The following is a 12,701-nucleotide window of genomic DNA, read 5'->3' as shown; positions in this document are numbered from 1 at the left end:
TCCGTCGCAGAAGTCAAGTTTTTTCGCTGCGCCAACCAGAATTGCCGCTCCGGCGATCGTTGACCGGCGCGGCGGGGCCGGCGAGAATACGGCGGGCCCGATCTGGTCCGCCTGATCTCGCCCAATCACACGCCCGCTTCTCAACCTCTCTCCCGCCGGTTCGATCGATGATCCTTGAGTTCGACGAGAACGTCGTGGGGTTACACCAACGCCGATGACGACCGAGCAGGGACATTTCATCGAGGGACGTGTTGCGAAAACACGCCTGCCCTTTCGTGTGGCCGCCGCGTTACTCGGCGTGATCTTCATTGCCGTTGCGTTTTTTCAAGTACTCGAGCGTGCTGAGAATTGGATCGACTTTGCATTTGCAATCGTCATGGCGCTGCTCGGCGTGCAATTTCTGTACTCGGCGTTGACCGCGCAATGGAAATCACCGTTGGAGTGGCGCAGTGATGGCGGGGTGAGGCAGGTCAACGAACGATTTCTGATGGTGGAACCGATGAGTTGCGGCGCGGCGACCCTCGAGGCGAGCCGCCAGACGCGTGCGTCGAATCAAGACGTGAACCCCTACGCGCCGCCATCGGATTTAGCGGCGGCATCCCTCGCGGATCAGGTCCAGGCGTGGTCGACTCCGGAGACGACACTGCATCAACTGACCGAACAGTTCATGGCCGGTTACCCCTTCATTCATTACGGCGTGGTGTTTTTTCTCGATCCCGAAGACGACACGGCGATTCATGCGGCGCTTCCGCTGGCGTTGCGGCCTGTCGATTCCGTTGATGTTCTGAATTCAACAACGCGATCACGCCAGCCCGACGCGTCAGCGAGGGACGCCGCGTGGCCCCTCGCTAACGCGTACGGGCTTGAATCGACAGGCCGGCCGGCCACCGATCAACTGGTGCGTCGCAACACCGAGGAAGCAATCCGGGTGCTCGGTGAATTCCTGGCTAGTCTGCCGGATGCAGGTGCGGTCGTCAGGGGACGGAATCTGGTCGTTCGAATGATTTCATCGTACGATCGCTTGGATGATGAAGTCGCCCCTCGAATCGTCGTTCCCTGGTCGTCGATCCTCGCGAGCAGCGTCGAGGGAGAATGAGACGCTGTGCCGCGGCGAGATGGGGGTCAAAACATGGAGTGGTCAAAAAATGGTGGTGAAGCAGATCGGCCTGGGGGCCATAGGCCGAAGCCTCTTTCAACCACCGCATTTTTTGACCCACCCATCTTTTGACCAACCCATCTTTTGACCAACCCATCTTTTGACCCACCCGCTTCTGTTCTTTCCTCCCGTGCGGCCGTCTCAGGACGTTGACTCAAATTGACGTCAGGTGTGTTCGTTTTGATGTCGTTTTGAGTTCCGTTCGCCAGCTGATCTGCGACCCGGGGCGGACGGTTTCGCAGCGTGTTTCACGGGGTTTGGACCGCGCGGCGTCTGATTGTCGTCCGATTGGCACGCCGGATGCGTCGTGAAACAGGCGTCAGACCCTCTTTCGCTCATTCATGGAGATGCAGCGTATGTCACGTTTATTGAAATGGGCAAGCATTCCGGTGCTTGCAATCGGTTTTGTGTTGATGCCAACGGGAAACGAAGCCGAGGCCGGCGGGTTTAGCATCCGCATCGGCAACTATGGTTACGGCAATTACGGTGCGTACCGTAGCTATCGGCCGTCGTACGGGCCGTCGATTTACTATGGGCGTTCGTACCGACCGACCTACAACTACCAGCGATCATACGGTGGATACCATCCCGCACGGCCGCACTACGACTATCATCCGCCGTCCCTGGTGCCGCACGGGAATCACTTGGATTACGTTCCCGGCCACTACGATTTTCATCATCGTGGTCACGGTGGTTACCGAGGTCACGGGCACCACTGATTCGAGCCCGGCCGGTCGATGCGGTGAAGCACTTAACGTCGCGTTTTTAGATACGCAACCAAATCGCGGACTTCCGCGGGGCTGAGGACCGCGGTCATGTCGGGCATCAAGGAGACCTTCGTCTTGGCGACGTCTTCGATCTCGTCGGTCGGGATCTTGATCTCCTTGCCTTCCGAATTGATCAGCACGGTCGTGGTGTCATCCTCGCTTTGGATGACACCTTGAATCACATTGCCGTCGGCCAACAACAGAGTCTGGGCGTTGTACTTGGGTTCGATGTCGGCGCTGGGATAGACGATCGCGCGAAGCAGGTGATTGGCATCACGTTGCTTGGCGATGTTTGTCAATTCCGGACCGATGTCGCTGCCTTGCTTTCCGATTCGATGACAGCGACTGCATTGGGCGCGTAGATCGGTTCGGAAGATCGTTTCGCCGCGTGCCGGATCACCGCCGGAAAGGCACATGGTGAATTCCCGGAACTTCGGCGACGTGATCTCTGCCAGTTGAGGTATCGTCGCAATGCGTTCCAGCGTTTCACGAGCGGCTTGGGAGTGGTCGATGCGCGAGTTGAGTGCCTGCCAAACGTCCAGCTGAACCGAGTCGGCCAAAGCTCCATCCGCAAATTGTTCGCCCAGTCGCACCAGCATGGTGTCGGCTTGCGCGGTGCCGAGCGTGGCGAGCGACCGGATGCAGGCTTGTCGCACCGGAACCGATCGGTTTCCCAGTTGTTGCTCGATGACCTCGATCGCCTTGTCGGGGTGCAATCCGGCGAGTCCTTCGATCGCACGCGCCGCGACGGCAGGGGAGGGGGCGGCGGACAGTTCGACCAGCAGATCGACGCGGTCAGCGGGGGTGATCTCGGAATCGGCGGTCGCGAGCGTGTCGAGTGCTTCGAGTCTCAATGGCTCGGGTGATCGGCGGTCACGGACGAGTGCCATCAACGCGTCCGGCGACAGCGGGATTTTTAGTCGGCGTGAGGCTTTCACGGCCGCGACCCGGATCGCCGTGTCGCTTCTTTCGACCAACCGCGTCAACAAATCGGACGCCGCCGAACGATCGAGTGCTCGATCGGCCACGGGGTCTCGGCGGCGACCATCGACGCGATCCAACAGCGGCGGATCGAGCCAGTCGCCGAGGGCTTCACAGGCGGCCAGTCGCGCCGATGCGGGGCGGGTTTCGTCTTGGATGAATCGCAACAGTCGGCGGAAACTGGATTCGGTGCCGAGCCGAAAGTTGGTATTGATCGCGCGCAGGGTCATCGCGGTGGTCCGGTTGCGATCCTGGTCCAAGGCGGCCGCCAAGTCTTCCATGGCATCGGGCAGGGAGAGGTCGTCGTGGATGGCGCGGGCGGCTTCGGTGGCGACCCAATCGGATGCATCATCCAAAAAGCCGGCGACCGAACGATGGCCTTGCCGACGGAGCGCCACAACGGCAATGATCCGAGCGTTTTCCGAAGGCGAATCCGCGAGTTCTGCCAATTGCTGCGGTGTCGCGCAGGCGGCCAGTGCGGTGACGATCGCGTGCCGCAGGTAGTGCTGATCACGTGGCAGCGTTGCGGCCAGGTTGAGCAGTGTTTTCGTCGCCGCGCCGGTCGGTCGGCGTCCCAGGGCCAGCGCCGCGTGGATGCGGACGTGCAGGTCGGGATCGTCCAACAGCGGTATCAACAGCGCCGCATCACCGGCATCGATCTCGCCCAGCGTCTTGGCCGTGACCGCGCGGATGATCGGGTCGTGATCGGACAGGAAACGATCCAAGACACCGGCGGAGACGCTGCCTGTGCGAAGGATTTGTCCCAGCCCCCAAACGCAGTGCACGCGGGCAAGTTGATCCGATTGCTGGTTGGACAGGATCGTCAACAACGTGTCGGACTGCTGCTTGGCGGCCAAGGCGAACTGGGCGCGAAGTCGAACGCGTTGATCGACGTGCGAAAGCAATCCGGCGAGGACTTCGTCAGATTGCTCGCTGAAATCTTGAGACAACCAGTGCCTGACGGACTCGCGGTTGTCGCGGTCTTGGTCGTTGAGGGTTTCATCGGGTACGTCGATCCGGATCACCGAGCCGGTTTGCGTTAACGGATAGCCGCCGCCCCAGTCGACACCGTAGAGTCCGCCATCGGGGGCGAATGCGATTCCGACGATCGGATCACCGCTGCCGATGGTGTGGGAATCGATCATTCGGAACGAGTCACCGGTGCGCTGGGTGCGAAACGCGTATTGGAATCCATTGGGCGCGCTGGTGACAAAGAAGAAGTCTTTGTAGGCCGCTGACAGCGCGGCACCGGGATTGAATTTAAAACCGGCCGGACCATCGACATAGTTCTGAATCGGCGGGACCAGGTAGGCGGCATGGTCCTGGCCGGCAACCTGCCACAGGTTTTCGTCCGTCCAAGGGTTGTACGCGTCGCCACGGTACTGGTAATTGCATCGCCATCCGGCATCCATCTGGTCGACGATCCAAACGAAGCGTTCTTTCTCGCCGGGTTTATCGGCGTCGTTGTCGACACCGAACAGATTGCCGTACTGGTCGAAGGCGAATTCTTGAACGTTGCGCAGCCCGTGGGCGAACACTTCGAAATCGCTGCCGTCCGGGTTGCAACGCATGACGCCGCCCTGATTGGGATAGCTGATTTGTCTGCCATCGTCGGTGGTCACGGCGATCCCTTTGTCACCGATCGACCAATAGATCTTTCCGTCCGGTCCGATCGCCAAGCCGTGCATGTCGTGGCCGGCGTAGGCGATGTGCAGTCCGAATCCGGTTGCCATGACTTGGCGATCGTCGGCGCGTCCGTCGCCGGTCGTGTCGGTCAGTTTCCAAACGTCCGGCGCGATCGTCGCCCAGACCGAATCGTCCCAGTGCAACACGCCGGCGGCGATCCCGGTCACTTCGGTTTTAAAATCGTCGGCGAACAGATTGATGGTGTCGGCCGTCCCATCGTCGTCGGTGTCGACCAGGCGGTGAATCATTTCGCTGATCACGGTCAGATCCCGCCAATCGTGTTGGCCGTCTTCGTTGACGTCTTCGACGTGCTTGGCCGCTTCGACTTGATCGCCACCGATCGCCAGGACGCGATGATAGAATGCGCGTTTCTCCTCCACCGTTTTGAAACCGACGTCATCGGGGATCCACTCACTATTCGCCCGGATGTCCAGGTCCTGGATCTTGCGACGCTGGGTTTGGGTCACGTAGACGTCGCCGTTGTCCGCCACGCTGATCGCAACGGGGTCCGGTACGTTGATCGATCCGCTCCAACGCTGGTATTTCAGCTTGGGCAGCGCGTCGACCGATTCGGGTTCGGTTGCCCCGGTGCCGCAGCAGAAGACGCATCCTGAGAGGACGGCAGTGACGCAAACCAGTTGACGCGTCGTGACATGAAATGGCATGGAAGCAGTGGCGATGGAGGGTGGTGTTTCGGGGCAGGCTCGAACGCTGATCGTAGGATGCAACGTCCGCAGGTCCATCATACCTGCCGTGCAACGCTGTGAAGCATTTTTTAGCGGTAGGGCGCGAGCCCTCCGGTGTTTCGGGAACGATGAGGGACCGGAGGGCTTGCGCCCTGCCGCTAACACCTCGTCAAACGCAGGAAACGAATGCTTCACAACGTTGCCTGCCGTGGCATCAAAATCGACAGGCTGAAAACCGATCTCGCCGTCCGGTCACGCCGTCCGGTCACCACAGCGGGACGCCCGATTTCCGCTAGAATGATCGTCCCTACCCGGCGGGCGCGCACCGCACGCCACCATCCTCACCTGAAACGACGTTCAACACCATGAATCAGCTGCACCGTTCGGTTGCACCCTCGTGCCTCCTCCTGCTCGGTTTTCTTTCGCACGGCCTGATGTCGCACTCAGCGGCGCTCGGACAAGATGGATTCCAACCGATGTTCACCGACGCCGAATTGAGCGGCTGGGTGCGAACCAACACGCCGGAAGAAACATGGCGGTTCGACGACGGCGTGTTGTACTGTACCGGCAAACCGATCGGCGAGATTCGAACGGCGAAGATGTACCAGGATTTTGTGATGGAACTGGAGTGGCGGCATCTGGTGCCACGGGGAAACGCCGGCGTGTTCGTCTGGGCCGATGACATCACGGCGCGTGGCGTGCCGTTCCATCGCGGGATCGAAGTGCAGGTGCTCGAGAACGCCTACGGCAACACCAGAAGCCACACCACGCACGGTGACATCTTTCCGATTCACGGGGCGACGATGACACCGATCAATGGACGTGGTGGCAGCCGCGCCTTCCCGACCGAGAATCTCTCCAAGCCGAGTCCGCAGTGGAACCACTACCGGATCGAATGCCGTGACGGCGAGATCTCGCTGGCCGTCAACGGCACGGTCGTCACGCGCGGAAAGGACTGTGTCCCGCGAAAGGGATACATTTGTTTGGAATCCGAGGGCGGCGTGGTTGAATACCGCAACGTCCGAATCAAGGAACTGCCCGGCGGTGATGTGCCGGCTGACCAGATTGCGATCGCCGACCGCGGCTACCATTCGCTGTACACCGGATTGAACTTGAACGGCTGGGAGGCGGACGATGTGTCTCGCTGGAACGTCAAGGATTGGGTGCTCGCGTTTGAAGCCGCCGAAGGGACCACGGGAACACTGACGACGACGCGTTCCTTTGATCACGCAAGCTTCGTCGTGGATGTGCGTTTGAAAGAAACCGACAGCAACGTCGTGATCCAGGCGGGCGAAGACGTGCAAATCGATCTGGCGGATTCGGCGTACGCGAAACTCTTGGAAAAACCGGGTCGTTGGAACCGCATCGAAGTGGTCGCCAAAGACGGCAAGCGAATCGTGAATCTGAACGGACAACCGGTCGTTTCAGTCACCGCCGCCGACGGTGCGAGCGGCAAACTGGTGCTGTCGCCATCGGGGCCGGTTGACTTTGCGAACCTGTACGCGGCGGAGTGAAACGGATCCCGCGGGGAGGGAAGCCAGTATCCGAAGGGACGAAAGCGAGTAGCCGGAAGGAAACGCAGCGACACCTTCGGGAAGATCGGGGCGCCGACATGATTCGCTGTCACGCCTTCCTCGAGTCACGCCAGGATTTCATGCACGACTCTCGGCGGTTGAACGCCGGTCAGACGTTCTTCCAGGCCGCTTCTGTTGAAGAACAGCTTTTGATGGTGCAGCCCCAGGGCGTGCAAGATGGTGGCGTGGAAATCGTGGACGCTGACGGGATCTTCGATCACCTTGTGCCCGAATTCGTCGGTCTTTCCATAGCTGGTTCCTCCCTTGATCCCGCCACCGGCCATCCAGGACGTGAAGGCTTGCATGTTGTGATCGCGGCCGGTGTAAAGGTCGCCGCTACGCTGCGACGTGGGCGTGCGACCGAATTCGCCGCCCCAGATCACCAGGGTTGAATCGAGCATCCCGCTGCGTTTGAGATCCTTGAGCAGCGCCGCGACCGGTCGGTCCGTGCGTTCACATGCGGCGCGGTGGTTGTCTTCCAAGTCGACGTGGCTGTCCCAGGGTTGTTCTTCCAGGAAAATCTGTACGTAGCGGACACCGCGCTCGACCAATCGCCGGGCCAACAGACAACGTCGGGCAAAGGAGTCCGTCGGTGCGGCGCCCACGCCATACATTGACAGCGTTTCTGCCGTTTCGCCGGACAGGTCCAGCGCCTCGCTGGCGGAAAGTTGCATCCGTGCGGCCAGTCCATACGATTGGATCCGGGCATCCAGTTGTGCGTCGTATTGGCGATCGTTTCGATGATGCTGGTCGAGTTGTTTCAGCAGGTCCCGCGCCGTTTCGGTCACCGCGTCGGGTTGATCGAATTGTGGTTTCAAGTTCAGGATCGGGGATCCGGTGGGCCGGAACGGCGTTCCCTGGTACACCGGCGGCAGAAATCCCGCGGTCCAGTTGCGGGTGCCGTTTTTCGGTAGCCCCAGCGGATCGGAAAGCACGACGTAGGCGGGAAGGTTTTGATTCTCTGAACCGAGTCCATAAACCGTCCAGGCACCCAGCGTCGGATAGCCCATGAATAGACGACCGCTGTGGATCTTGTAGAGTGCGTTGTCGTGGTTGGGGTGGTCGGTCCACATCGAATGGATCATGCAAAGGTCGTCGGCCATCTGTGCGGTGTGGGGCAAGACGTCCGCCATCCACATCCCGGACTCGCCGTGCCGATCGAACTTGTATTTGCCTCCCAGCATGACGCCGACGTCAGACGTACCCGTGTTGCCGATCTCTTCGACATTTCCCGGGTAGGGTTGGCCGTCCATCTTGCCCAGCAATGGCTTGGGATCAAACAGATCCATTTGACTCGGCCCGCCGTTCATGAACAGCTGGATGACCGACTTGGCGGTGGCGGGATGGTGAACGGGTTTGGGGGTCAGGTCATAGATTCCGCTGCCATGGGGTGGGAGGGCATCGTCAGACGCTGTGGCGCTCTGGCCAAAGAAATCCGCACCGAGCATCTGGGCCAGCGCGGCGCCGAGCAGGCCGTCACTGGTTCGGGCAAAAAAATCACGGCGGCTTTGTGTCGGCTGATTCATTCCTTAATCCACATAGAGGAACGAAGCGGAATTCAAGATCGTGTGGCAATACGTTTCCAGTGCTTTGGCCGAATTGTCTCCCCAAGCCGACCGCAGCTGTTGCAACGACTCGGTGCCCAGTGTCCGTTCGCGATCGCTGGGAGATCTGGACAAGGCCAACTGGTAAACTGTCTCGACTGTTGCTTCGTCGTTGCTGTCGTCGTCATCGCTGTTCTTGTCACCAACGATGGTTTCGACGCGGCGGGCCATCGCGGCGGCTAGCTCTCGGACGCGGCCGTTGTTCATCAGCATGAGCGCCTGGGGAGAGACCGTGGACACGTTTCGCGACAAACAGTTGGGACCCATTTGAGGATAATCAAACGTGTCCATCATCGTCGGGATTTCGGTCCGCCGGTATTGCAGGTAAACGCTTCGCCGCCAGCCGCCACCGTCGGTCGCATTGGCGCTGACCAAGCCGTCGCGATCGATGGAGACGGTGTCGGGGAGTCCGCCCGGCGTGGTGTCCAGTCGGCCGGCGATCGCAAGCAGCGAATCACGCAGCGCTTCGGCATCCATGCGACGCAGGTTCATGTGCGAGAGGAGTCGGTTTTGCGGATCGACTTGGTGCGCTCGTTCGGTAACCTGACTGGATTGTTGGTAGACGCGCGAATTCATGATCAGCCGATGCATCTCCTTGATGCTCCAGCCACGTCGGATGAATTCGATCGCCAACCAGTCGAGCAACTCGGGGTGCGAAGGACGCTCACCCTGGACGCCAAAGTTTTCCAGGTCCTTGACCAATCCGGTTCCGAAATGGTGGTGCCAGATTCGGTTGACCATCACGCGCGCGGTCAGCGGGTGATTGGGGTTGGTCAACCAGCGTGCCAGCGCGAGTCGGCGGCCGGTCTTGGCGGTGCCGTCGGGGAACGGGGGCGTGACGACGAACGGATTGCGTTGGTCGGTCAGCACCGCGGGCACGCCGGCAGCCACCGGATCGCCGGGCTTGTCGTGTTCACCGCGTCTCAACACGTAGGTCGGTGAGGGACGTCCGAGGTCCCAGAGCGCCCGAATCGCGAGCGGTGGAGCCATCTTGCGCCGCACACGATCAATTTGGCGATCGGCGTCTTCGATCTGTTGCCGCAGCGAAAGGACGCGCTCGGATTGGTGGGAATCGGGACGCAGTTCGGCTTTGACAAGTCGTTCGACCAAGATCTTTTGCTTCAGCGTGCGATTGTTGTCGGCTTTCTTCAACGCGTTCAACGTCGCCCGGTTGTCGTCTTCGGATTGATCGGGATAGTGATCGCGCAACAGCTGCAACTGCAAGTCGGCCGTCCATTGTTTTTGTTGGCCTTGCAGTTGTTTGATCTGTTTTTCCAGCGGCGGATTTTTCTCGGCGACCTTGCGCCGGTGCTCGGGTGTGGCGACGTTCAATGTTCGTGTCTTGAAGCTGTCCCAGTCATGTTCGTCCAGCGCGCCTTGGAACACCGCCTTAAGCCGGTAGTAGTCGCGATGGGGAATCGGGTCGTACTTGTGCGAATGGCAACGTGCGCATTCCATCGTCAAACCCATCAGCCCTTCGCTGACGACGGTGATTGCGTCGCTGATGACTTTCAGCCGCTCGGGGACGAAGTTCATCGTGCGCGACCCGGTCTCGTCGATTCCCATCCGCAGGAATCCGGTGGCGATCAGCTGGTCGACGATGGCATCGGTGACGGTGTCGGCGTTTTGATAGTCGACCAGTTCGTCACCGGCGAGTTGCTCCAGTAGGAATTGGTCGTAGGGCTTGTCGTCGTTGAACGCCCGGATGACGTAGTCGCGGTATTTCCATGCAACCTTGCGAATCGGGTCGGCGGAGATGCCGCCTTCGGAATCCGCGTAGCCGGCCAGATCCAACCAATAGCGGCCCCATCGCTCCCCATAGTGGTTCGACGCGAGCAACCGATCGATCATCTGGGCATACCAATTCGGGTCGTCTGAATCGCGCCAGAACAGGTACTCGTCCGGGCTGGGCGGCAGACCGATCAGATCGACGTGGGCACGTCGAATCAACGTGTCGCGATCGGCGGTCGGGGCGAGTGTGAGATCGTTCTCGGCAAGCCGGTCGAGGATGAATGCGTCAATCGATTGGAAACGGCTTGTTGCGACCGGCGGCTGGAACGCCCAGTGTTGTCGGTCTTCGTCGGCGACCGCACGACTGGACGGCTCGGGATCAGAAGCTTGCGTTGCACCGGCCAGTGTTGCACCGGCCAGTGGCGCCCCGGCGTCGATCCACTGACGCAATGTCTGCGTTTCGGCCTGGGTTGGACGCCGCACAAAGAATTTCAACAGAGACTCACTGGGCGGACAGGCATGGCTTTCGATGCGCCGGATCATCGGGCTCGCATCGGCGTCGCCGGGGATCATGGCCGGTCCGTTTTTACCACCGGCGATCATGGCGGCGCGGCTGCGAAGGTCGACGCCGGCTTGTCGGATGCGCGGTCCATGACAGGTGTTGCAACGGAGCAGGAGGATCGGCAGCACGTCGTGCTGGTCGACGGTTTCGGATTTCGATTCGGCCGCGACTTTTGAATGGCCGCCGGCTTCGATCCAGGTGTGAATGGATTTTCGTTCGTCGGCGTCGAGTGGCGGTTCGCCGTCGGGCGGCATTTCCCCGTCGGCAATCACCGACCACAGTCGGCTGTCGTCGATCGATTCGGCGAGCAATGGATCACCGGACTCACCGCCCCGACGCACGCCGGTCATCGACGAAAGATCGAGTTCGCCTTTTTGAACTTCGCCGCTATGGCACTTGCCGCATTTAGTTGCCAACACCGCTTCGACGGCGTCTTCGAACATCGGCGGAGCGGCCGTGACGTCGGACGCCATCGCGAACAGCACCAGGGTGCAGGCGGCGGCAATGGCAACGACAACTCGTTGGCAACCCGTTCGTGGACGTGGTGCAATTTTCAGCGTCATGCCGCTGGCTTTGAGCGTTCCGACGCCCGTTGCGAATTGAAACGCCGATCGTCTCATGCGAACAACTCGTGGACGACCTTGGCGTCGTCGGGACCGGTCAGCCGATGCGTTCGTCCGCCGTGGTGATAGGTCAGCTGATCGTGCCGCAATCCCATCAGATGCAGGATGGTGGCATGCAGGTCTCGAAAGTGAACTTTGCCTTCGACCGCCCGATCACCGGTTTCGCTGGTTCGGCCGTGCACGTGTCCTCCTTTGACGCCGCCGCCGGCCAGCCAGAACGTGAACCCTTTTGAGTTGTGACCGGTTTCGTCTTTGCCGTCATCGGGAACCAATCCCGGCCGACCGAATTCACCGCCCCAGACCAGCAACGTGTCGTCGAGCAACCCTCGTGCGGCCAGGTCTTCCAACAGAGCGGCGATCGGTGCGTCCACGGTTTCGCAATTCGCCTTCAAGTCACGTCGGTGATTCTTGTGCTGGTCCCAACCGCCATGGTTGACTTCGATGAAACGCACCCCGGATTCGGCCAAACGCCGCGCCAACAAACATTGGCGGCCGAAGTCGGTCGGTCGGCAGGTTCCGACCGACAACTTTTTGCCCACGCGGTAGCGACGCAACGTCGCTTCGGTCTCGTTGCTCAGATCGAGCAGTTCCGGCGCCGCGGCTTGCATTCGAAAGGCAAGCTCCATCGATTCGATCACGCCTTCGAGCGCCGCATCGCCGTTTCGGTCGGACAAGTGGTCTCGGTTCATCGATTGCACGAAGTCGAGTTGGCTGCGTTTGACTTCGGCCGGCAAATGGTTCCCCGAGATGTCGCGGATGGTCGCCAACGACATGTCTTCGCCATTGGTGCCGATCGGTGTGCCGGCGAACTCCGTGGGCAGGAACTCGCTGGAGTAGACCGACGGCTTGGCTGCATTCAAACTGACGAAGCTGGGCAGGTCCGCGTTCTCGCTGCCCAGTCCGTACGAGATCCACGAGCCCATGCTCGGACGCTTTCGCAGTTTCTCACCGGTGTGGAGTTGCAGGAACGATTGGGCGTGGTTTCCGGTGTCACAATACATCCCGTTGATGACGCACAATCGGTCGGCGTGTCTGGCCGTTTCGGGCATCAACTCGGACACCCACAACCCGCTTTCGCCGCGCTGTTGGAACTCAAAAACCGATCCCGGATGTTTTTTGTTTCCCGTTTGTGGTTTGTAATCGAACGTGTCCATTTGCGCCGGACCGCCGCTCATGCAGAGGAAGATGACACGTTTGGCACGCGCGAGCTGGGGCGTTGTCCCCTCGGTGGACGCGCCGGCCGACTGCTGCAACAGCGCTTGCAGGGACAGAAAGCCAAAGCCACAGGAAGCGGTTTGCAGCATGGATCGACGTGAAATCATGGCGGCTCT

7 protein-coding genes are annotated in these 12,701 nt (G+C 60.4%); 3 read left to right on the top strand and 4 right to left on the bottom strand.

Annotated elements, in window-relative coordinates:
- Window positions 1-214: 214 nt before the first annotated feature.
- Entirely contained in the window at window positions 215-1,096 is an 882-nt protein-coding gene (locus TBK1r_RS35740) for a hypothetical protein (protein WP_145220766.1), read from the top strand.
- A gap of 416 nt (window positions 1,097-1,512) precedes the next feature.
- Window positions 1,513-1,875, top strand: coding sequence for a hypothetical protein (locus TBK1r_RS35735; protein WP_145220764.1), 363 nt, complete (start codon window positions 1,513-1,515; stop codon window positions 1,873-1,875).
- Window positions 1,876-1,907: 32 nt separating this feature from the next.
- Here the strand turns inward: TBK1r_RS35735 and TBK1r_RS35730 are convergent, their stop codons facing one another.
- On the bottom strand, window positions 1,908-5,255 hold the full coding sequence (locus TBK1r_RS35730; protein WP_419580719.1) for a DUF7133 domain-containing protein: 3,348 nt from the start codon (window positions 5,253-5,255) through the stop codon (window positions 1,908-1,910).
- A gap of 386 nt (window positions 5,256-5,641) precedes the next feature.
- Here TBK1r_RS35730 and TBK1r_RS35725 point away from each other — a divergent pair, with 386 nt between their 5' ends.
- Window positions 5,642-6,790 (top strand): 3-keto-alpha-glucoside-1,2-lyase-like domain-containing protein, encoded by a 1,149-nt coding sequence (locus TBK1r_RS35725; RefSeq protein WP_145220760.1) that lies wholly within the window; start codon window positions 5,642-5,644, stop codon window positions 6,788-6,790.
- 125 nt (window positions 6,791-6,915) lie between these two features.
- On the opposite strand, the gene TBK1r_RS35720 is transcribed toward TBK1r_RS35725, so the two are convergent.
- The 3 genes from TBK1r_RS35720 to TBK1r_RS35710 are packed head-to-tail and all read right to left on the bottom strand — an operon-like array spanning window position 6,916 to window position 12,692.
- Window positions 6,916-8,376 carry a DUF1501 domain-containing protein gene (locus TBK1r_RS35720; RefSeq protein ID WP_145220758.1) on the bottom strand — a complete coding sequence of 487 codons (1,461 nt, stop codon included), beginning with the start codon at window positions 8,374-8,376 and terminating at the stop codon, window positions 6,916-6,918.
- Window positions 8,377-8,379: 3 nt separating this feature from the next.
- Window positions 8,380-11,367, bottom strand: coding sequence for a PSD1 and planctomycete cytochrome C domain-containing protein (locus TBK1r_RS35715; RefSeq protein ID WP_145220756.1), 2,988 nt, complete (start codon window positions 11,365-11,367; stop codon window positions 8,380-8,382).
- Window positions 11,364-12,692 (bottom strand): DUF1501 domain-containing protein, encoded by a 1,329-nt coding sequence (locus TBK1r_RS35710; protein ID WP_145220754.1) that lies wholly within the window; start codon window positions 12,690-12,692, stop codon window positions 11,364-11,366. Before TBK1r_RS35710 ends, TBK1r_RS35715 begins: the two co-directional genes overlap by 4 nt.
- Between the last annotated feature and the right edge of the window lie 9 nt (window positions 12,693-12,701).

The organism is Stieleria magnilauensis (assembly GCA_007753675.1).
Classification (GTDB): domain Bacteria; phylum Planctomycetota; class Planctomycetia; order Pirellulales; family Pirellulaceae; genus Stieleria; species Stieleria magnilauensis.
This window is presented reverse-complemented; position numbering and strand designations above follow the sequence as displayed.

Coding starts and splice junctions, on each gene's coding strand:
- TBK1r_RS35730 (WP_419580719.1), bottom strand. CDS start 5,255: ATGCCATTTCATGTCACGACGCGTCAACTGGTTTGCGTCACTGCCGTC.
- TBK1r_RS35720 (WP_145220758.1), bottom strand. CDS start 8,376: ATGAATCAGCCGACACAAAGCCGCCGTGATTTTTTTGCCCGAACCAGT.
- TBK1r_RS35715 (WP_145220756.1), bottom strand. CDS start 11,367: ATGAGACGATCGGCGTTTCAATTCGCAACGGGCGTCGGAACGCTCAAA.
- TBK1r_RS35725 (WP_145220760.1), top strand. CDS start 5,642: ATGAATCAGCTGCACCGTTCGGTTGCACCCTCGTGCCTCCTCCTGCTC.
- TBK1r_RS35710 (WP_145220754.1), bottom strand. CDS start 12,692: ATGATTTCACGTCGATCCATGCTGCAAACCGCTTCCTGTGGCTTTGGC.
- TBK1r_RS35735 (WP_145220764.1), top strand. CDS start 1,513: ATGTCACGTTTATTGAAATGGGCAAGCATTCCGGTGCTTGCAATCGGT.
- TBK1r_RS35740 (WP_145220766.1), top strand. CDS start 215: ATGACGACCGAGCAGGGACATTTCATCGAGGGACGTGTTGCGAAAACA.